Source organism: Flavobacterium panici (genome assembly GCF_024499525.1).
Classification (GTDB): Bacteria; Bacteroidota; Bacteroidia; order Flavobacteriales; family Flavobacteriaceae; genus Flavobacterium; species Flavobacterium panici.
The window spans coordinates 2658861-2683887 of record NZ_CP100437.1 but is presented as its reverse complement, the minus strand read 5'-3'; the positions used below and the strand labels follow the sequence as shown (position 1 = coordinate 2683887).

4 protein-coding genes are annotated in these 25027 nt (G+C 34.6%); all 4 read right to left on the bottom strand.

Annotated features, from left to right (window positions below):
* Positions 1–13 precede the first annotated feature (13 nt).
* Genes NLJ00_RS11365 through NLJ00_RS11350 form a run of 4 tightly spaced genes read right to left on the bottom strand, consistent with a single transcriptional unit; the run spans position 14 to position 25027 of the window.
* The gene (locus NLJ00_RS11365; RefSeq protein WP_256637260.1) at positions 14–5650 is read right to left on the bottom strand and encodes a non-ribosomal peptide synthetase; all 5637 of its coding nucleotides are present in this window, start codon (positions 5648–5650) and stop codon (positions 14–16) included.
* On the bottom strand, positions 5647–15159 hold the full coding sequence (locus NLJ00_RS11360; RefSeq protein WP_256637259.1) for a non-ribosomal peptide synthetase: 9513 nt from the start codon (positions 15157–15159) through the stop codon (positions 5647–5649). The genes NLJ00_RS11365 and NLJ00_RS11360 overlap by 4 nt, the downstream gene beginning before the upstream one ends.
* Positions 15156–18476, bottom strand: coding sequence for a non-ribosomal peptide synthetase (locus NLJ00_RS11355; RefSeq protein WP_256637258.1), 3321 nt, complete (start codon positions 18474–18476; stop codon positions 15156–15158). The genes NLJ00_RS11360 and NLJ00_RS11355 overlap by 4 nt, the downstream gene beginning before the upstream one ends.
* Positions 18473–25027, bottom strand: a complete 6555-nt coding sequence (locus NLJ00_RS11350; RefSeq protein ID WP_256637257.1) for a non-ribosomal peptide synthetase — start codon at positions 25025–25027, stop codon at positions 18473–18475. Before NLJ00_RS11350 ends, NLJ00_RS11355 begins: the two co-directional genes overlap by 4 nt.

The window sequence follows — 25027 nt, the reverse complement described above, 5'->3', positions numbered from 1 at the left end:
CATCCTGTAAAAATTACAGTAATGCTTTTTTAATAAGTGATGCCAGTTCGTCTTTTTGTTCGTTGATTATTTCATAATGGGTCGTATTTAAGAAATGATGCTCAAAAGTACCGTTAGTATATCCTTGCCATCCTTTCATTTTAACTTTATCTGAATTTTTATTAGCTTCTACTGCAATGATTTCACTGCTTATTTTACCTTCAAGTTTATGAGAGGCTAATATTTTTATGTTATGAAAAACTAACTGTTTAATTCGATCAAAGTCCTCTTTTCTAATTTCTTTGCCCCAGTGCGCTAATTCATTATCAATTACATCATCTGATTTTTTCTGATCAAATAAAATTTCTTCCGTTTCGTATGCACCTCTATCAATTAATATTAATTTGACATCGACATTTTCTTCTTCCAAAATTTTTGCGACTTCAAAACCTATTGTTGCACCCATTGAGTACCCCACTAAAACAGTTGGCTGATTTACTGATTTTATGGTTTTTATTTCCTGAACAAATGATCTGGCCATAACTTTTATGCTTTCATCAAATGGCTCATTTTTATCAAAACCTCGATACTGCAGTCCATATGCATTAGCTAAATTATTCAAATCTGTAGCTAAATTTTTAAAGATTATTGAAGATCCTAAAACCGGAGGAATGAAGAAAACGTTAGGAACATGATCTACTATTTTATTAAGCTTTATAAGTAAACATTCGCTTGTAAAATTGTCATTGATTTTTCTTGCCAGCTCTAAAATTGTTGGGTTGTTATAGATATCTTTTAAAGGAACATATATTTCCAGTTCCTTCGATATCATTGCCATTATCTGCGTAGCTTTTATTGAATTTCCTCCTATTTCAAAAAAGTTGGTGTCGATACTTATTTTAGATAATTTCAAATTATCTTCCCATACTTTTTGAATTTTTTCCTCGGTTATATTTTGAGGAGCTACATATTTTTTATCCTCTCTTTTTTCGATTTTTTTATTCTCCAAAAATTTTCTGTCTATTTTCCCACTCACAGTCAATGGCAGCTTATCCATTAAAACAAATTGAGAAGGGATTAAATATGCAGGAAGGAATTGCTTCATAAAATCTTTTAGCTCAAGATAAAATAACTTATTATGCAAAAGACTGTTTGGAGTAGGTAACAGTTTTACATCAATTTTACCATTTGAAGTTATTGGAAATTCTTCTATTTTTACCAAATAATCAGGTACCATATAATGAGGCAGTTCATTTCGCAAAAATGCAATAACTTCCTTTTCCTCAACTTTATCAGATCCTTTGTAATAGGTTACTAAATGTTTGTCGTTATTATAATCTTTTTTAGCAACAGAAACACTATTTAGTATATCCGTAAATTTCTGAAGGGTATTATCTATTTCGATAGGCTCAACACGATATCCTTTAATTTTTACCTGACTGTCTTTTCTTCCACAAAATTCCAGTTCTCCATTTTCATTATATTTCGCTAAATCGCCTGTTTTATAGATTAGTCCTTCAACCGAAGGGTGAGATATAAAATGTGATTTAGTTTCATCAATTCTATTAAGATATCCTCTGGCCATACCTGATCCGGCAATAAAGATTTCACCAATTTCTCCAGTCTCAACCTCTTTTAAGTTATCATCAAATAAGTAAATTGTATGATTATTTATAGGTTTTCCTATTACATTACAATTTTCAACACTATCAATTTGAGCAAAAGATGAACATATAGTAAACTCTGTTGGTCCATATGTATTGAATAGAGCTGTTTTTTCTATTAACTTATCAATATAAGATTTTCGCAATTCATCTCCACCACTAATAATGGCTTTTGGAATATACTGTAATCTGTCTGAATTAATATTAAGTTCATTAATAACCAAAGGTGTTGTCGACAGGATTGTTACATTATGGTTATTTATCCCATCAATAATCCCTTCAATATCTCTTCCTCCTTCAGAAAGCACAACTAAAGTACCTCCTGTGGATAATATTGGGAATATTTCCTCGATAGATGTATCAAATGATATAGACGATTGCTGGATAACTGCATCTTTATTTGATAGTTCAAAATAATTAGAAAATGTTTCAACATAATCAATAACAGATCGTTGTTCAATCATTACTCCTTTTGGTTCTCCTGTTGAGCCAGAAGTATAACAAATATAACATAGGTCTGTTAAGTTTGCAGATGCATCATCTTTATGCAGATAATGATCTCCTGAATGGTGTTTTGAATAATCGTAAAATAAAACAGGAATAGTATCATTTTCTATTTTATAATCGACATCCTGATCTATTATAATTAAATCTGCAGCACTATCTTCTACAATATAATTTATTCTTGCTTCCGGATAATCGTGATCAACCGGGATATAAGCAGCACCAATTTTCATGATGGCTAGAATGGATATAATTGTTTTTTCAGATCTTCCGGCAATTAAAACTATATGGCTTCCAACACCCAGATTATAATCGATTCTTAATAAGGCGGCAAGCTTGTCAACTTCCAAATTTAGTTCTTTATAAGTCAAACTCTTATCCTTAAAAACAATTGCGGTATTATTTGCATTTTTATCAAATGAATCTTGAAATAATTGATATACATTCGTTTTGTTAGAGGATAATTTTTCATAATTAAAATTTTGATTTTTAACTATTGGAAAATCTTTTTCTACAGAATTTTTCTTTTTTACTTCAATAAGTTCTTCATTTTTAAGCGTATAATAAGCCATTAAGTGCCAGTTATTAAACTCATCTTTTTTAGGGACTACAGCTATATTATGAACTCTGGGATGTTTTGAAATAACACTTTCTATTTCTCCCGGTTCAATTCTGGAACCATTTATTGATATTTGATTGTCTTTTCTGCCTAAAAACTGTACCGTACCATCTTCTAACCACATTCCCAAATCTCCGGTTTTATAAACCCTTGTGCTCTCATTTAAATTGAATTCACATTCTATAAACTGAGTTTTAGTTTTTTCTGGTGAATTTAGATAACCTTCTGCAAGACATACTCCTCCTATTGCAATCTCGCCAACAAAACCAATAGGAACTATTTTACGATTAGGATCTAATACATAGATCTGTACGTTATTAATTGGTTTCCCGATAGGAATTCTTGAACTGTTATTTTGTACAAAAGCAGGAAATGCATCAAAATAAGTAACTTCAATAGAAGCTTCTGTAGGTCCATAAAGATTTGATAATGGAATTTGAAGATGCTTATAATACTTCGTTAATATAGTTTTTGTCAATTCTTCTCCGCTGCAGACAATCCTTCTTAAAGAAGTAATTTTTAAAAAATCATTATCTACAGCATCTAAATAGTTATTTAACTGAGTAGGTGAGAAATGTATATAAGTTAAATTGTATTTAATAATACTTTCTGTAATCTGAAGTGAATTTTCCTCGCCGGTAGCAAGCACTAATTTTGCTCCAAAACACAGCGGCATGAATATTTCTCCAATCGAAACATCAAAAACAAATGGTGTTTTTTGAAAAATAATATCGTTTTCAGTAAATTCATAATGATCCCAAAACCAATTTATTCTATTTATTAACCCTTCATTTTTAATTAATACGCCTTTTGGATTTCCGGTTGATCCTGAAGTATATAATATTGAAAACAGATCTTGTAAATCAACGTTGACTTTAATATTTTCTGATGAAAACTCATTTAAATCATTTTTTATCTGATCCACTTTTACAAAAGCAACATTGTATCGCGATTCTTCCTGAACTACCTTACAGAAGCTTTCGGTCATTAAAAGTTTAGCATTTGTATCATTTAGTATAAAAGATGTTCTTTCAAATGGATTTTCCTTATCAATAGGCACATACACTCCCCCAAGTTTGATAATACTTAAAAGAGTCACCATTCTATCGACTGTATTATCCATCATAACCCCTACGCAATCTCCTTTAGAAACTTTAAATGTATCTTTGAGATAATGAGATAAACGATTTGCTTTATTATTTAATTCCTCAAAAGTTACTTCTCCATTGTCAGTAATTATAGCTGTTGATGCAGGATTTGTTTCAACACGGGATTCAATAATATGCTTCATCCCTTTATTAAAGTGAAGTGTTTTAGCAGTATTATTAAATTCTGCTAAGGTTTTAATTTCCTCTTTCTCTAAATAAAAAATAGCAGCAATAGGTTCATTTGGATTATTTAATACTTCTTCCAGCAAATTTTTAAAATGATGAATCATTCTTGTAATTTTATTTTTGCCAAAAAGATTTGCATTAAATCCTAAAGTTCCCATTATTGTACCATCTGGTTTTCTTTGAAAAGTATAAGATAAATCAAATTTACTTGCAATGGTATTACAAAATTCAATCTCATCTCCTAAAGAGGTGTCTGTAATTTTATTTGACGGATCTATAGAATCATCAGAATCATGATAGGAAATTAATACATCAAATAATGGATTTTTTTCTGCATTAACTTCGCTTTCGATTTCATTTACTAATAAATCAAATGGATAAGACTGATGTTCAAAAGCGTCCAGCGTTGTCGTTTTTACATCTTGAAGAATCTGCTTAAACGAACTTGTACCCTTAACATTAGTTCTAAGAGCAATAGTGTTTACATAAAAACCAACCTGATCTTTTAAACTGGCATGATCTCGCCCGCTTACAACAGAACCTAAAATTATATCTTCTTCACCAGTATATCTATGAAATAAGGATTTTAAAACCCCTATAAATATCATATATAAAGAGACATTATGCTGTTTTGCAAATTCTATCAGCTGATTTGAAATTTTATTTGAAATTTCGAAATTAGCATTGTTCCCTTCATAGGTTTGAGTTTCATCAGATGAAAAATCTACCGGTAATTTTAATCTGGCTATTTTACCAGAAAACTTATCAATCCAATATTTTCTGGCACCATCAAAGTTTCCTGTTTCATGTAAGGTATTTTGCCATACAGCATAATCTTTATACTGAATTGTTAATTTAGGAGTATAGGCAAAAGATCCCGTAGCTTTAGATTTGTAAATATCGGTAAACTCGTTACTAAGTACATTTAATGACCAGGCATCAATAATAATATGATGAAAAATAAGAACAAGCAGCATTTTTCCATCGTAATTTTTAACTAAAGATGCTTTAATTGCTGACTTAGCTAAATCAAAAGGATAAAAAAGTTCTTTCTCTATTATTGTTCTATAATCAGCGGGAGTAAAAGCATCAAGATGATCAATATCTAACTTAAAATCTTTAAAATCTTTAACAAACTGGCGCGGCTGGCCGTCTACAATTTTTATAACTGTTCTAAGGATTTCATGACGTAAAATAAGGTCATTAAGCGTTTCCTTTACTATATTAACATCTAATTCCCCTATAGGATAAATTAAAGGTGAATTATATAATCCCTGAGTTTCTCCCAGCTCATTAAGAATCCAAAGACGAATTTGTCCGCGTGACAACGGATAATGCGGTTGTATTGGAGCCGGTTTAATTAACTCAAACTCTTTTTCTTCAATTATCGAATTAAAAAAATCAAGAATATCTCTTTTTTTTGATTTAAGGTCTTCTATAATATCAGGTGTTAATACTCCGTCCGGAGCTTTAACCTCTACTTGATTTTCCTGAATAGACACCATAATTCCTTTTCCTCTCAAATGAGTAATGTATTCGTCTGTTCTCATAGTATAAGTTTTATTTCTTCTTTATTTTCTTCTGTTGTATCTGTTATTTGTTTAATTGTAATGATATAGTTCGCTATTTCTCTAATACTTTGTTTCGTAAAAATCTCTTTCAATGTTATTTTTACAGATAACATTTTAGAAACAGTATTTACAAGAGCAATTGCTTTTAAAGAATTACCGCCCAGTTCAAAAAATCCGTCATTAACATTGATCTTTTCAATTTCTATTTGTAATAGTTCAGACCAGATTAATACCAATTGCGTTTCTATTTCGTTTGATGGAGCTTCATAAATCTTTTCTTTCTTTTCCACATCTGGTAACAATCTGCGATCTAGTTTACCAGTTGGACTTAATGGCAATTTATCTAGCTGCATATAATGACTTGGTATCATGCTAAATGGAAGTCGGTCGATTAAAAAATCTTTTAATTCAGATTTAATTATCATCTCCTCTGCTACATAATAAGCCACCAGCGTTTTATTATTTTCAATTTCACGAAGGCTGACAACTACATCCTTAATTCCTTTAAAAGATTTTAAATGGCTTTCTATTTCACCTAATTCAATTCTAACACCATTAAGTTTTATCTGCCCATCTAACCTTCCTAAATAGTCGATAGTTCCATCTGCAAGCCATCTGGCCAGATCTCCTGTTTTATATAAAAGCCCTGATCCAAATGGGTTCTTTACAAAACGTTCCTGGGTTAAATCCAAACGGTTCACATATCCTTTTGACAAACCTTTACCGCCTATATAAAGTTCCCCTTTTACCCCAACTGGCAGAAGGTTCATCTGTGCATCCAGAATATATACCTGAGTATTGGCTACAGGACGGCCTATAGAAACTTTATCTCCTTTTAATGTCTTCGGAGTTAATTTTTGGGAAATAGAGATAACCGTTGTTTCTGTTGGCCCGTATTCATTATAAAAATCATAATCTATATTATACCTTCTGGCCAGTCCTAATTTACATTCCTCTCCGGATACTACTATTCGTTTAAGGCTTGGTAAAACAGGAAGTGATAAGCTTTCTAAAAATGACGGTGTAACATTGAGGTGTGTAACCGAATGTACCTCTAAATATGCTGTAAACAAATCCTGATCTGTTAATACCACAGAATCAATTAACACCAGACTTGCTCCTGTGGTCAGGGATAACCAGATCTGTTCTACAGAAACATCAAAATAATAAGGCGAAAACTGCAGGATTTTATCACTGGATTCTATTGCTAAAAACTCACGTTCGTGATTGATCAGGTTGGTAACCGATTCATGCTCTACCATAACCCCTTTTGGATTTCCGGTAGAACCCGAAGTATAAATTACATAAGCAAGGCTCTGTGGATTTACTTTTGGAAGTGTCTTTTTTTCCAGGCTTCTAATGATCTGCTCACTATCCAGATCTTCTACAGACAGATAAGTATATCCCTGCAGGTCATCTGACTCTAAATTGCTGATCACAAACTCACAGCCGCATTCCTCCAGCATATGAGCTGTACGCGATACAGGCTGGGTCGGGTTAATCGGTACATAAGCTGCCCCAGCTTTCATAACAGTAAGGATAGCTGTTATCATTTCACTTGAACGGGTCATGATTAAACCAACTATTGAACCGGCAGTTACACCGCAGTCAATAAGATGGGATGCCCAAAGATCAGATCTGGTATCTAGATCACGATAGCTAAGACGTTCTTCTCCAAAAACAACTGCATCTGAATCTGGTGTTTCAGCACATTGCGAGATAAACATATCCAGAACTGTCTGCTGTAGGTCATAATCTGCAAAAGTATCATTGAAGTCAACCAGTAGCTGCGATTTCTCTGCTTCAGATAAAATTGTAATATCACTTATTAACTGGTTTTCATTTTCCAGTATTTCCTCAATGATTCTATGAAGGTAACTGCTGAAACGTGCAGCGCTTGAAGCCGTAAACAAATCTGTACGATAATTAAAAGAAATACCTATTTCTTCTGCATCAAGTACAGCAAGGCTCATATCAAATTTGGCAGTATTATACGCTACTTCATGATAACTGATTTTAAATTCCGGATCGTTAAAACTCGAATCATCAACCTTTTTTTGATACGTAAAAGAAACATCAAATAAAGAATTACGGCTCGCATCACGTGGAAGCTCCAGTGCATCAACCAGTTCTTCATACTGATACAGCTGATGATCAAAAGCAGATAATGCCGATTCGTGTACCGAAGCCAGAAAATCCTTGAATGAAATTCCCGAATCTACAGTATTACGAAGTGCAAGCGTGTTAACAAACATACCTACTATACCTTCAAGATCGGCATGGTGGCGTCCGGCTGTCGGAGTTCCTACAATAATATCGTCCTGATTAGAGATCTTGCTGAGCAGTACATTATAAACAGCCAGAAACAAGGTATAAACCGTTACACCGCTAGAAGCTGCCAGACTGCGAAGCTTAGTGGTTTTCTCTTTATCCAAATCCAGCGAATGACTGCTGCCCTGACCGCCTTTATAAAGCGGGCGCGGATAATCCAATGGCAGGTCTAAAGCATTGATTTCTTTTGAATACAGGTCAAGCCAGTACGATTTATGGGTCGATACTAAAGACTGATGTAAATCACTCTGCTGCCATACGGCATAATCTGTATATTGAATACGTAAAGCATCTAACTGCAGGCCTTTGTACAATGCCCAGAATTCACGCATTAAGATCTCATGCGAAACACCGTCATTGATAATATGGTGCATGTCAAACATTAAAAGGTAATCTTCTCCTGCAACCTCCATCAGCGAGATACGGATTGGAAACTCTGCTGACAGGTTAAAGGGACGGATAAAGGCGCTGATGTAGGTATTCATTTCTGAAACATCCCCGCTGTAATGTCCCATTTTAAAAGAATTCTCATTTAATATGCGCTGTACGGGAATACCATCCACTATTTCAAATACGGTACGAAGACTTTGATGGCGCGAAACTAATTTTGCAAAAGCGGTCTCTAAACGGGAAACATCAAGCGGTCTGCCAATCCTGAAAAATCCCGGCATATTGTATGCTGTGCTCTCTTTGTCAAACTCATATAGAAAATACATGCGTTTCTGTGCAGAAGATAACGGGTAATAATCCTGCGGCTGTGCCTGAGGAATTGATACAAAACCAACCTTCTCGGCACTTAAAATATATATTGATAATTCAGATATAGTACGGTGTTCAAATAAATCACGCAGTGAAATATTAACCGAGAATACTTTATTAATTTTATTACTCAGGGTAATAGCCATTAAAGAGTGCCCGCCCAGATTAAAAAAATCGGAGTGGATGCTGATTTTATCAGCCGCAATACCCAGAACATCAGACCATATCATGACCAGTTTCTCCTGATCTTCATTTTCAGCAGCAGCATATACCTCTCCGGCTGTAAAATCTGGATTAGGAAGTGCCCTTTTATCTACTTTACCATTAGCCGTAACCGGAAAACTATCCAGCCAGATATAGGCTGCAGGGATCATGTAATCAGGAAGTTTTGCCGATAATATGGATTTTATTTTAGCACTTTCCAGCTGTTCACTGCCGCTTAAATAAGCAATCAGCTGTTTGTTGTCGTCTGATCCGTGGGCAATTACTAAAACCTGGTTTACTGTATCAATTGCTTCTAATTGAGATTCAATTTCTCCCAGTTCGATACGATAACCGCGAAGTTTTATCTGGTTATCGTTACGCCCTAAATAATCGATGGTTCCATCAGAAAACCATCGAGCCAAATCTCCTGTTTTATACAAAAGCCCAGTTCCAAAAGGGTTCTCTACAAAACGTTCCTGGGTTAAATCCAAACGGTTCAAATAGCCTTTTGACAAACCTTTACCGCCTATGTAAAGCTCCCCTTTTACCCCAATTGGCAGAAGGTTCATCTGCGCATCCAGAACATATACCTGAGTATTGGCTACAGGACGGCCTATAGAAACTTTATCGCCTTTTAATGCCTCAGGAGTTAATTTTTGGGAAATAGAGATAACCGTTGTTTCTGTCGGTCCGTATTCATTATAAAAATCATAATCTTCGTTGTACCTGCGGGCAAGTCCTAATTTACACTCTTCTCCAGATACTACTATTCGTTTAAGGTTTGGTAAAGCAGGAAGCGATAAACTCTCTAAAAAGGACGGCGTAACATTAAGATGTGTAACCGAATGTGTTTCCAGATATGCTGCAAACAAATCCTGATCTGTTAATACCACAGAATCAATTAATACCAGACTCGCTCCCGTGGTCAGCGATAACCAGATCTGTTCTACAGAAACATCAAAATAATAAGGCGAAAACTGCAGGATTTTATCGCTGGCTTCTATCGCTAAGAATTCACGTTCGTGGTTGATTAAATTTGTAACCGATTCATGTTCAACCATAACCCCTTTTGGATTTCCGGTAGAACCTGAAGTATAAATAACATAAGCAAGGCTCTGTGAATTTACTTTTGGAAGTGTCTTTTTTTCCAGGCTTCTTATTATCTGCTCGCTGTCCAGATTTTCCACAGACAGATAAGTATAGCCATCCAATTCATCGGATTGTTTCTCTAAATTACTGATCACAAACACACAGCCGCATTCCTCCAACATATGAGCCGTACGCGATACAGGCTGGGTCGGGTTAATCGGTACATAAGCTGCCTCGGCTTTCATAACGGCAAGAATAGCTGTTATCATTTCGCTTGAACGGGTCATGATTAAACCAACTATTGAACCTGCAGCTACACCCGAATCAATAAGATGGGATGCCCAAAGATCAGATCGCTCGTCAAGATCACGATAACTAAGGCGCTCTTCTCCAAAAACAACTGCATCTGAATCTGGTGTTTCAGCACATTGCGAGATAAACATATCCAGAACTGTCTGCTGCAGGTCATAATCTGCAAAAGTGTCGTTAAACTCCACCAGCTGTTGTGATGTCTCTGCTTCAGATAAAATTGTAATATCACTTATTAACTGGTTTTCATTTTCCAGTATTTCCTCAATGATTCTATGAAGGTAACTGCTGAAACGTGCCAGGCTTGAAGCTGTAAACAAATCTGTACGATAACCAAAATCAAGGCTTATTTCTTCTGCATCCAGTATAGCAAGGCTCAGATCAAATTTGGCAATATTATACGATACTTCATGATAACTGATCTTAAGTTCCGGATCACTAAAACCGGAATCATCAACCTGTTTGTTGTAGGTGAATAAAACATCAAATAATGGGCTGCGGCTCGCATCACGAGGAAGGTCAAGTGCATCAACCAGTTCTTCATACTGATACAGCTGATGATCAAAAGCGGATAATGTCGATTCGTGTACCGAAGCCAGAAAATCTTTGAATGAAATCCCAGAATCTACATTATTACGAAGTGCAAGTGTATTGACAAACATCCCCACTATGCCTTCAAGATCAGCATGATGGCGTCCGGCTGTCGGCGTCCCCACAATAATATCGTCCTGATTGCAGAGCTTGCTGAGCAGTACATTATAAACAGCCAGAAACAAGGTGTAAACCGTTACACCGCTTGAAGCTGCCAGACTTCGAAGCTTGGCGGTTTTCTCTTTATCCAGATGCAGCGAATGACTGCTGCCCTGACCGCCTTTATAAAGCGGACGAGGATAATCCAACGGCAGGTCTAAAGCATTGATCTCTTTTGAATAAAGATCAAGCCAGTACGATTTATGGGTCGATACTAAAGACTGATGCGAATCACTCTGCTGCCATACGGCATAATCTGTATATTGAATACGCAGAGCATCTAACTGCAGTCCTTTGTACAATGCCCAGAATTCACGCATTAAAATCTCATGCGAAACACCGTCATTGATAATATGGTGCATATCAAACATTAAAAGGTAATCTTCTCCCGTTACTTCCATCAGCGAAATGCGGATTGGAAACTCTGCTGACAGGTTAAAGGGACGGATAAAGGCATTGATATAGCCATCTATCTCTGAAACATTACCGCTGTAATGTCCCATTTTAAAGGAATTCTCGTTTAGTATGCGCTGTACAGGAATACCATCCACTATTTCAAATACGGTACGAAGACTTTGATGGCGCGAAACCAATTTTGCAAAGGCGGTTTCTAAACGGGAAACATCAAGCGGTCTGCCAATCCTGAAAAAACCGGGCATATTATAAGCCGTGCTCTCTTTATCAAACTCGTATAAAAAATACATGCGTTTCTGTGCAGAAGATAATGGGTAATAATCTTCTTGCTGTGCCTGCGGAATCGATATAAAACTAACCTTCTCGGCACTTAAAATATATATTGATAATTCAGATATAGTACGGTGTTCAAATAAATCACGCAGTGAGATATTAACCGAGAATACTTTATTGATTTTATTACTCAGGGTAATGGCCATTAAAGAGTGTCCGCCCAGATTAAAAAAGTCGGAGTGGATACTAATTTTATCAGCCACAATACCCAAAACATCAGACCATATCATGACCAGTTTCTCCTGATCTTCATTTTCGGCAGCGACATATACCTCTCCGGCTGTAAAATCAGGATTAGGAAGTGTCCTTTTATCTACTTTACCATTAGCGGTAACCGGAAAACTATCCAGCCAGATAAAGGCTGAAGGGATCATGTAATCAGGAAGTTTTGATGATAATATGGATTTGATTTTAGCACTTTCCAGCTGCTCACTGCCGCTTAAATAAGCAATCAGCTGTTTGTTGTCGTCTGATCCGTGGGCAATTACTAAAACCTGATTTACTGTATCAATTGCTTCTAATTGAGATTCGATTTCTCCCAGTTCGATGCGGTAACCGCGAAGTTTTATCTGGTTATCGTTACGTCCTAAATAATCGATAGTTCCGTCAGCAAACCATCTGGCCAGATCTCCTGTTTTGTATAAAAGCCCCGTTCCAAAAGGGTTCTCTACAAAACGCTCCTGAGTTAAATCCAAACGGTTTAAATATCCTTTTGACAAACCTTTACCGCCGATATAAAGTTCCCCTTTTACCCCAATTGGAAGAAGGTTCATCTGCCCATCAAGAATATAAGCTTGAGCATTGGCTACAGGACGGCCGATAGAAACTTTACTTTGTATATTTTCTTTTACTATTTTATGAATTGTAAAAGTTACAGTGGTCTCTGTTGGACCATATTTATTATAAAACGAATATTTATTTGAAATTTTTTCTGCTAATTGAAGCTTACAAATTTCCCCTCCAGATATCACTCGGCGAAGAGTTGACACTCCTTCAAAATCAACTTTTTCCAGGAAAGATGGTGTACTATGGAAATGAGTTATCCCCTTTTCTATTAAATAGGAATTAAGAATACTACTTTCTAAAAGCGTTGCTTCATCAACAAGAACCAGAGCTGCACCTGTTGTTAGGGATAACCAAATCTGTTCTACAGAAGGGTCAAAATAGTAAGGTGAAAACTGCAGGATTCTATCACTTGATTCTATTGAAAAGAATTCACGCTCATAATTAATCAGGTTGGTAACCGATTCGTGATGAACCATAACCCCTTTTGGATTTCCGGTAGAACCCGAAGTATAAATTACATAAGCAAGGCTCTGTGAATTTACTTTTGGAAGTTTCTTTTTTTCCAGGCTTCTAATGATCTGCTCACTGTCCAGATCTTTCACAGACAAGTAAGTATATCCTAACAGTTCATTCGGCTGCTTCTCTAAGTTGCTGATCACAAACACGCTGCCGCATTCTTCCAGCATATGAGCTGTACGTGATACAGGCTGGATTGGGTTAATTGGCACATAAGCTGCCCCGGCTTTCATAACAGCAAGAATAGCCGTTATCATTTCGCTTGAACGGGTCATGATTAAACCAACTATTGAACCTGCAGCTACATCCGAATCAATAAGATGAGATGCCCAAAGATCAGATCGCTCGTCAAGATCACGATAACTAAGGCGTTCTTCTCCAAAAACAACTGCATCTGAATCTGGTGTTTCAGCACATTGCGAGATAAACATATCCAGAACTGTCTGCTTCAGGTCATAATCTGCAAAAGTATCATTGAAGTCAACCAGTAGCTGCGATTTCTCTGCTTCTGATAAAATTGTAATATCCCTTATTAATTGATTTTCATTTTCCAGAACTTCTTCGATAATTCTATGAAGATAGCTGCTGAAACGTGCCAGACTTAAAGCTGTAAACAAATCTGTACGGTAACCGAAGTTAAGGATGATTTCTTCTGCGTCCAGTACGGCAAGGCTCAGATCAAATTTGGCAATATCATAGGATACTTCATGATAGCTGATCTTAAGCTCCGGATCGTTAAACCCGGAATCATCAACCTGATTTTGATAAGAGAAAAAAACATCAAATAACGGGCTGCGGCTCGCATCACGCGGAAGCTCCAGTGCATCAACCAGTTCTTCATACTGATACAGCTGATGATCAAAAGCAGATAATGTCGATTCGTGTACCGAAGCCAGAAAATCTTTGAATGAAATTCCGGAATCTACATTATTACGAAGCGCAAGTGTGTTGACAAACATACCCACTATACCTTCAAGATCAGCATGGTGGCGTCCGGCTGTGGGAGTTCCTACAATAATATCATCCTGATTGCAGACCTTGCTGAGCAGTACATTATAAACAGCCAGAAACAAGGTGTAAACCGTTACACCACTAGAAGCTGCCAGACTGCGTAGTCTCGCACTCTGCTGTTTATTAAGATGCAGCGAATGGCTATTGCCCTGACCGCCTTTATAAAGCGGGCGCGGATAATCCAATGGCAGGTCTAAAGCACTGATCTCTTTTGAATAAAGATCAAGCCAGTACGATTTATGGGCCAATACTAAAGACTGATGCGAATCGCTTTGCTGCCATACGGCATAATCTGTATATTGAATGCGAAGTTCATCTAACTGCAGGCCTTTGTACAACGCCCAGAATTCACGCATTAAAATGTCATGTGAAACACCATCATTGACAATATGGTGCATGTCTAACATTAAAAGGTAATCTTCTCCTGCAACTTCCATAAGCGAGATGCGGATTGGAAACTCTGCAGACAGGTTAAAAGGACGGACAAAGGTATTGATGCAGTCATCTATCTCTGAAACATTACCGCTGTAATGCTCCATTTTAAAGAAATTATCATTTAATATGCGCTGTACAGGAACGCCGTCCACTATTTCAAATACGGTACGAAGGCTTTGATGGCGTGAAACCAATTTTGCAAAGGCGGTTTCTAAACGGGAAATATCAAGCGGTCTGCCAATCCTGAAAAAAACAGGTACATTGTAAGCGGTGCTTTTTTTGTCAAACTCGTATAGAAAATACATGCGCTTCTGCGCTGATGATAATGGGTAATAAGCGCTCTCAGGAGCTTTGGATATACCAATAAAAAGTTCTTTTTTACTTTTTATCAAATTAAAAAACTCTAAAATATCTGTTTTTCTAACTTTTAGTTCTTCAATTATTTCAGAAGTTAAAGCATCATTTGGATCCTCAACCGCAATTTTATTTTCTTGTGAAGTAACTATAATATTTAGGCTTCTTAAATAAGTAATGTATTCGTCTGTTGTCATAGTACAAGTTTTACTTCTCCATTAATATCTGCTTTAATATTTTTTATCTGATTAACTGTCACGATGTAATCAGCAATTTCTCTTATGGTTTGTTTTATAAAAATTTCTTTCAGGGTAATTTTTACAGACAATGTTTTAAAGATTGTATTTACAAGTGAAATTGCCTTTAAAGAATTGCCTCCCAATTCAAAAAATCCATCATCAACATTAATTTTTTCTATTTCTAGTTGTAATAGCTCTGACCAAATCAATACCAGCTGTTTTTCTATTTCATTTGACGGGGCTTTATAAATCCATTCTTTCTTTTGTGGGGCGGGCAGTGATCTACGATCCAGTTTGCCTGTTGGGCTTAATGGCAGTTTATCCAGCTGCATATAATAGCTTGGTATCATACTGAATGGCATTTGATCTATCAAGTGGCTTCTTAATTCCGAAGGAGATATAACATCATCAGAAACATAATATGCTATCAAAAATTTATTATTTTGGATTTCGCGAAGACTAACAACAGCGTCTTTAATGCCTTTAAATGTATTTAACTGGCTTTCGATTTCACCTAATTCTATCCTGACTCCATTAAGTTTTATCTGATCATCTAATCTTCCTAAAAATTCTATTGTACCATCTGGAAGCCATCTTGCTAAATCTCCCGTTTTATAAACTTTTCCTTCGCCAAATGGATTATTTATGAATTGGCTTTCTGTCAATTCAGGACGATTTAAGTATCCCTTTGACAAACCTTTACCAGCTATATAAAGCTGACCGGTAAATCCTATTGGAACTAAATTTAGATTAGTATCTAAAATGAACGCTTTTGCATTTGCTATTGGGCGGCCAATAGCAATGTTTTTTCTGCTAATCATTTCCTGAGTCACTTTACCAGAGATAGTGATAACGGTCGTTTCTGTTGGCCCATATTCATTATAAAAATCATATTCCTTATAATATTTCTCTGCCAAATTCACCTTACATTCTTCTCCGGAGGCAACAATTCGTTTAAGGTTGAATAATTTTGGAATGTCTAAACCGTTCAAAAAAGAAGGTGTTACATTTAGCATCGTGACACTTTCTTTTTCCAGATAGTGTATCAATTGTTTTCTGTCGCTCAATGTATTTTTATGCACTAAAACCAGTTTTGCTCCAGTTGTTAAAGCCAGCCAGATCTGTTTAACAGATGCATCAAAGTAATAGGGAGAGAATTGTAATATACTATCAAAGGCATCAATATTTAAAAAATTACGTTCATGATTAATGAAGTTTGATACATTTTTGTGCTGTGTCATTACCCCTTTTGGCTGTCCGGTAGATCCAGATGTATAAATAACATATGCCAAATCATCCGGAGAAGAAAATGTAGTTTGCCGGGCTTTATTTATTACAGTTTTATCCAATTTTTCTGTTCCTAAATAAAGGTAAGATTGTTTCAGCTCGTCAGGAACAATCTCTAGATTTCCAATAACAAAACTACTTCCGCTTTCTTTTAAAATATGAAGTGTGCGGGATAAAGGCTGCTCCGGATCGATAGGCAGATATGCTGCTCCTGCTTTCATTACTGCCAGGATTGCTGTAATCATTTCTGTTGATCTTGATATTATTAAACCTATTATTGAGCCGGAAATTATTCCTGATTCAATAAGGTTTGATGCCCAACGATCAGAACGGGTATTTAAATCATCGTAAGTAATACGTTCGTCTCCAAATACAATTGCTTCTGCATAGGGTGTTTTTAAGGATTGAGCCACAAACATGTCTAATACAGTCTCTTCTAAATCATAATCTACCGCAGTATCATTAAAGTCAATCAGTAATTGTGATTTTTCTTTTTTCGATAATATTTCAATGTTTTTTATTAGTTGATTCGGATCTTTGAGAACTGTTTCAATAATTCGAATCATGTAATTTGAAAAACGACTGATACTTGATTGCTTAAACAAATCTGTTCGATAGGTAAATGACAAACTGATTTCTTCGGAATCCAATACTGCTAAATTGAGGTCAAACTTGGCCGTAATTTTAGGAGATGCATCATAATGCTCTATTTTAATATTGGAATTGCTAAGCTTTAATCCTTCCATTTCCTGACGATAGGAGAAGAATACATCAAACAAGGGATTACGACCGGCAGTACGGGGTATGTCTAATGTTTCAACCAGTTCTTCGTATTGAAATGTGTGATGGTCAAAAGCTCTCATCGCGGATTCTTGTACCGAAAATAAAAAATCACTAAAACTCTTATCCGAATCAACACGATTGCGCAAGGCAAGTGTATTTACAAACATTCCTGCTATTTCTTCCAAATCAGAATGATGACGTCCAAGAGTAGAAGTCCCAACTATAACATCATCCTGATTTGACAGCCTGCTAAGCAAAATGTTATAAATCGCTAAAAAAAAGGTGTACGTAGTGATTCCTTCAGTACTTATAAAAGCACGTAACTTATCGCTCTGTGATTTATTAAAATGTACAGAATGAGTATCTCCCCGATCACTTTGTTCTAATGACCTGGAATAGTCTACAGGTAATTCCAAAGAGAAAAAATCCTCCGCAAAAGTATCTAACCAATACGATTTGTGACTGGAAACCAAAGTTTGGTGTACTTTGCTCTGCTGCCATACAGCATAATCTTTATATTGAACAGGCAAAACGTTTAAGGCTTCTCCACTATACAACGACCAAAAATCATGCATCAAAATCTCCATGGTTCTTCCATCGCTTACAATATGATGCAAATCGATACCTAAAATACAAGTGTGTTCTGACTCCTTTATTATTATTACTCTTATCGGCAATTGTTTTGAAAGGTCAAATGGGCGTATAAAATCTCTTATTACAGATGCTGTTGTTAAATTATCATTTGCTGCATATTCAATCGAAAATGAAACATCATGAGCTAATCGCTGAACAGGACTGCCGTCTTGCAATTCAAATATTGTTCGTAAGCTCTCATGGCGATCTACTAACTTTTTAAATGTTTTTTCCAGTTGATGAAAATCAATATTCCCTTCCAGCTTTAAAAACATTGGCATATTATACGTTGTTCCGCTTTTATCAAATTCGTACAAAAAATACATACGCTGTTGTGCTGAAGACAATGGATAATAATTGCTTACAGGAGCTTTAGAAATAGGTATAAAGGATTCTTTTTTAGTTTTAATCGAGCCGAAAAAGTCTAAAATTTCTAATCTTTTAGACTTAAGCTCGTCAATTATTTGAGAAGTTAAAACATCATCTGGATCTTCTACTGCAATTTTATCTTCTTTCACAGTAATAATGATGTTTTCGTCTCTCAAATGAGAAATATACTCATCTATTTTCATATGAATAATTTGATTTTTTGCTGATTTTTCTCTGTGTCCGATTCCATTTGTTTAACCGTAATAATGTAATCTGATATGCCTTTCACTGTTTGTTTTTCAAAAACCTGACTTAAGGCTATATCAACAGCAAAAACTTTAAAGATTGTATTAACAAGGGTAATTACTTTTAACGAATGACCTCCTATGTCAAAAAAGTTAGTTTCTACCCCTATTTTTTCTTTTTCAATACTTAAAATTTCAGACCATATCTCTACTAATTTTTCTTCGGTTTCGTTAGATGGTTTTACATATGTTTCTGCGCTTAATATCTCAGGATCAGGTAAAGCAGATCTGTTCAATTTCCCGTTTGAGGTTATTGGAAGTTCATTTAACTTAACAAAATAAGATGGAATCATATAAGCCGGTAAAGACTTTGCTAAATAATTTTTTAGCTTTTCCAGTTCTAATGTTTCGTTATTTTCAGCAACATAGTACGCTACAATACAATAGTCATTATTGTATTTTCTATAATCAACTGCGCCTGCAAGAATTTGCGGATAATCAATTAAATAGCTTTCTATTTCTCCTAGTTCGATTCGGTTTCCTCTCAATTTGATCTGACCGTCAATTCTGCCTAAGTATTCAATATTGCCATCAGGAAGCCATCTAGCCATATCACCGGTCTTATATAATTTATATTTGTCCTTTTTGTTAAATGGATTATTTATAAATTTTTGAGACGTTAATTCCGGTTTGTTTAAATATCCTTTTGCTACTTGTACGCCTCCAATAAGCAATTCGCCTTTTACACCTACCGACTGAATTTTGCATTCACTATCTACAATATAAAGCTGCGTATTTGCAATAGGCTTACCTATTGAAACTTTACCTTCTTTTTGATGGGTTAAATCTATGGCAGTAACATCGATTGCTGCTTCGGTTGGGCCGTACAAATTATGAATACTAACACCCGGAAGTCTGGTTTGAAAATCTTTTAATGTCGCAGATTTTAATTCTTCTCCGCTGCAAATTACACTTCTTAACTGGCCTCCATTAAAGTTTTCCAGATTTATTAAAAATGCAGATAACATTGAGGGTACAAAATGCATTAATGTAATATTCTCTTTCTCTAAAATTTCTTCGAGATAAGTAGTTTCTTTATGACCTTCTGGTTTTGCAAATACTAATTTTGCTCCGGTAATTAAAGGAAGTATTAATTCCCAAACGGATACATCAAAGCAAAAATTTGTTTTTTGTAAAATGTTGTCTTTAGATGTTACATTAAAATGATCGCGCATCCAGGCCAATCTGTTATAGATACCTTCATGAGAATTCATTACTCCTTTAGGTTTACCGCTCGTTCCTGATGTGTAAATAACATAGGCTAAAGAGGTTTCACTTATTTTAACTTCCGGAGCTGATTTTAACTGTTTATCATAAATGGTTTTATCATCTAAGATTAATTTTGGTATATCAAAGCTGTTTTCATATTTGGACTCGGTTAAAATAAATGAAGACTGAATATCTTCTAAAATATAATCAATTCTATTTTGCGGATATGTAGGGTCTATAGGAACATAGGCCCCTCCTGCTTTTAGAATGGCTAAAATTCCTATTATCATTTCTAATGAACGATCTAAAGATATAGGAACAAGAGTTTCAGAATTTACCCCAATCTGAATCAGCTTATGAGATAACTGGTTTGATAAAGTTTCCAGCTCACTATAGGAAATCGCTTTATTATCAATTACAGCAGCAATACTTTCTGGTGCTGATTTTACCTGCTCTTTAAACAAATCTAAAATTGTTTCGTTTTGAGGGTAACTGAACTCTGTGTTATTAAATTCCTTTGTAATTACGTTTTGTTCTTCTTCATTTAAAACACAAGTATCATCCAGCATCTTATCTGCATCATTTAATATTTGATCCAGTGTACTTTTAAAATAAGAAGATAGTTTACCAGATTGTTCTGCTTCGAAAAAAGAAGTAGAATAAACTATACGGAAAATAAAATCGTCATTATTAGCAATGATATGAAGGTTAAGCAGTGTATTTTCATTTAAATAACTGGTTCTTGCATTTGATGGTCCAAAATAATTTTCGTCATATCCTTGGAAATCATTGTATACTCTAAAATCTATATAATTTAACTTAACGTCAAAGATTGGATTTGCATTAAATGTTTTCTCATCAATAAATTCTAATATTTTATAAAAAGGTACTCGCTCATGATACTTTAATTCTGTGAATTTTTGTTCGATAAAATTTACATACTCTCCCCATGATAAATTTTCAGGTATTTGAACTCTAAGCGGAACTGTATTTAAGAAACAACCCAAAAGATACTCTCCATCTGGAATTAATGGTCGAATATTAGTCACAACTCCCATTGTTATGTCATTTTCAAAATTTATTCTTCTTAGAGCATAAATAATTGCCGAAAAGCATAAGTGTTTAAAATTCGTGTTTAATCTACTTGCCGCTGCTTCTAGTTTTTTTCTATATTCTCTTCCAAAATCATGGTCATCAGTAATAAATACATGAGGTTTACCTGTTGGGAATAATTCAAAACGATTGTAGCCGGATAACTCTTTCTGCCAGTAATTTTTACTGGATTCGCTATTAATTGCGGCCAATTCGCCAAGTATCTGATCTTTATAACTACCGGTTATTTGCTTTGGAAGATAATTTTGATCTTTTTTAAGTGCTATTGCCGTATTGTTTAGCTCTGTTAAAAAAGAAGCCAGACTCCACCCATCAAATAAGGAATGATTAAAATCAAATAAAAGATATTGAAACCCTTCACGAACTTTAATAATGTGCATTCTCCATATTAAGGAAAGCGACAATTCTGTTGTTCTAAGTTTTTCTTCTTCTAATTTATTTTCTATAAATTTATCCTGCTCTTCTTTACTTAAATGGCATATATCTATAAAATGAACATCAGGTTCAATTTTTTTCAATATAATGTGCGTTAGGTTTTTTAGATCGTATATCTTTCTTAACTCACTGTGTTTTTTAATCATCATATTCAGTGTGGTTTTGAAAATTTCAAAATCGAAATTTTCAAATGGCACGTCATACATATTTTGTTCGTGATACATGATGTTATGGATACTATCTGTATTACCTAATAAAGAATAATAAACCATTCCTTTCTCGATACCATTCATAGGATATACCTCTTCATAGTTATCTAAAAATTCGTTTTCTGCTCTATATGTTTCCTGAAATAACTTAAGTTCTTTTATTGCTTCTTTCTTTAAGAATGCTTGTTCTTCGCCTTTATTAGATTTTAAAGCCACTACAAGTTCCTTAATAGTTGGAAAAGAATATAAGTCTGCAATCATTAATGATGCTGATAATTTTTCGTTTATAGTCGATATTAATGCAATGGCTCTCAACGAATCTCCTCCCAGACTAAAGAAATTATCCATTATTCCCACTTGCTCTATATCCATATATTTCGCCCAAATCTCACACATGATTTGTTCTTCCTCATTAGTAGGGGCTATATAATTGCCTAAAAAACCAATTTTAGGTTCTGGTAATTTGGCGATATCGATTTTATTATTAGAAGTAAATGGCATTTCGTCAATCTTAACATAAAATGACGGGATCATATAATGAGGAAGAAGTTCTTCCAGATAAGATCTTAAATTATTTATATCCAGTTCTTCTTTACCTACGTAATATGCACATAAATAAGGTTCATCTTTTTTAGACACTCTCATAATCACAACTGCATTGTCGATTAGTTTGTGCTGATATAAATGATGCTCTATTTCTTTTAATTCAATTCTAAATCCTTTTAATTGTATTTGATTATCAGAACGTCTTTTATATTCTAAATCTCCATTTTCCAATAATACAGCCAAATCACCAGATCGATATAAGCGGTCTCCTTCTTTAAAAGGATTTTTTATAAATCTTGAATCTGTTAATTCCTTATTATTCATGTATCCGCGTGCAACTCCCTCGCCCCCAACGTAGATTTCACCAATAACCCCTACTGGTACCGGTTTCATATTGTTGTCTAATAAATAAATAGATCCGGTTGGTAAGGCTTTTCCAATGTTGCTTATACTGTGCTGTATTTCTGCGTCTCCAATTTCTTTATAAGTCATATGCACCGTTACTTCTGTAATACCGTACATATTGATCAATTTTGTATTTGGATATAAATCTCTCCAATGATTTAATTTAGATGGTGTTAAAGCTTCTCCTCCAAAAACCACATAACGCAAGGGATTAAGATTTGCGTTTTTCTCAATGCTTTCTCTAATTAAATTATAAAATGAAGTTGGGGTTTGATTTAAAACAGTTACTTTATTGTCTTCCATTATTTTTACAAATCTTGAAGGATCTCGTGCTTCCAGAGTTGTAATGATAACTAAAACTCCGCCATAAAGTAATGGCCCGTACATTTCCCAAACACTAAAATCAAAACAATGGCTGTGGAACATTGTCCATACATCTTTGTCTGTAAAATCAAATTGGAATCCTTTATTAAAAAGAAGACGTACCACATTTCTATGTTCTACCATAACTCCTTTTGGAACTCCGGTTGTTCCTGATGTATATATGATGTAACACATATCATTAGGAGAATTTACAATATCCAGATTTGATTTATCTTTAATTTCATCTGCTTCAGAGATAAATATATTAGATACGTCTTTTTTATCTACAATATTTTCAAATTCCGGTATTGTAAGGATCATTTTAAGACCACTGTTTTCAACAATGTAATCGATACGGTTTTGCGGATAATTTACATCAATTGGCACATACACTCCTCCAGCTTTAAGAATACCAAGCATTCCTATAACCACCTCAAAACTTTTCTCCATCAATATTCCAACCACGCCTTCTCGTTCTAATCCTTTGGCTCTTAGCAATCTTGCTACCTGATTGGCTCTTTCATTTAGTTCGTTGTATGATAAAGTCCCGTTTCCTAGAACTAAAGCTGTATTATCCTGACTTTTAACAACTTGTTCTTCAAATAGATCAATTATGGTCAGATTTTGGTTGTACGCTACATCTGTAAAATCATTTAGCTGCAATAATTCATTACTCGACTCTTGATTAAGAAGTGTTATTTTATCCAGAATAACAGACTCATTTTCTGCAACCTGATCTAATATATTGATAAAATAATCGAAAAATCTTTCAATAGTTTCTTTCTTAAATAATTGAGTACTGTATTCAAATGTGCAGGCAAGTTCATTTTCTTTCTCGCTAAAATGCATTATTAAATCAAACTTTGAAGTTGATTTATTTATCTCAAAAGGTTTTATTTCTAAATCATTTATAGCAACTACTGTCTGCTCAAAATTGTCTAATGTGATAAGCGTATTAAAAAATGGGTTCATTTCATTGCTTTGTCTTGAACCTAAATCATCTAATAATGCTTCAAATGGATATTCCTGATTATCAAAACAATGAACAATTTTTGAGCTAACTTCTTTTAAATAATCACTAAAGCTGATTTCATTTTTAAAGTTGATTCTGATTGCCAGGGTATTGACAAACATACCAATCATGTTCTCTAAACTCCAATGACGTCTTCCTGCTACCGGAGTACCAATTGCTAAATCGTCAATGCCTGTTAATTTGGCTTGTAAGATGCTGTACAAAGAAGTAAGTACACTAAACAAAGAAGTTTCAGAGTTTTTGGAAAGTTCTTCCAGTGCTTTTCTTCTTTTTCCTTTAATGGTGAAATTTGTGTAAGCTCCTTCAAACGAAATTTTGTTTGATTTTTTAAAATCAGCAGGCAAAATAGCCGTGTTTTTAAATCCATTTAACTCCTTAAGCCAGAATGCTTTTTGCAAAGAAAGATTCTTTTGATAATCTTCGCTAAAATACCAGTCTGCATAATCTTTGTATTGTAAAGTAAATTCCGGCAATTCTTGTTTACTGTAAAGTGAAACGAGATCACGCAAAAATACCTGTAATGAAATCCCATCAAAAATAATATGATGTACGTCCATTAATAAAATAAATCTATCTGCCTGAAGTTCTACCAGTTTTGCTCTAACCAATGGTGCTTTCTCCAGATTAAAAGAAAATGAAAAGTTTTCGACAATTTCTTTTAACCCTTTCTCGTCAGACTTAATATGTTCTAATTCAAAATCGAATTTTTCCAGTACCTTTTGTATTGGCTCGTAATTGTTATCGAGTAAAAAAGAAGTTCGTAAACTTTCATGTCTTTGAATCAATTCAATAAAAGCCTTTTGTAATTGCAAAATATCTACTGCTCCTATTAATTCTGAAGCAAAAGGAATGTTGTATACATTAGAATCTTTTCCCAGACCCTGCAGCACATATAAACGAGCCTGAGGAGGTGTTAATTTTGTAGAAACAGCATTTTTTTTCTTTGGAATTTCTAAAGAGTTTATATTCTTTGTTCTACTTTCATGGATGTAATCAATTAATTCAATTTTATTTTTTTTGATTTCATCAATTAAGTCGTTTTCTTCAAAGTCATCAGGTACACTTAATTTTAAGTTACCATCCTCAACACTTAAATGAACATCCAGATTTTTTAGTTTTAAAAATAATTCTTCCAT

Coding starts and splice junctions, on each gene's coding strand:
- NLJ00_RS11365 (WP_256637260.1), bottom strand. CDS start 5,650: ATGAGAACAGACGAATACATTACTCATTTGAGAGGAAAAGGAATTATG.
- NLJ00_RS11355 (WP_256637258.1), bottom strand. CDS start 18,476: ATGAAAATAGATGAGTATATTTCTCATTTGAGAGACGAAAACATCATT.
- NLJ00_RS11360 (WP_256637259.1), bottom strand. CDS start 15,159: ATGACAACAGACGAATACATTACTTATTTAAGAAGCCTAAATATTATA.
- NLJ00_RS11350 (WP_256637257.1), bottom strand. CDS start 25,027: ATGGAAGAATTATTTTTAAAACTAAAAAATCTGGATGTTCATTTAAGT.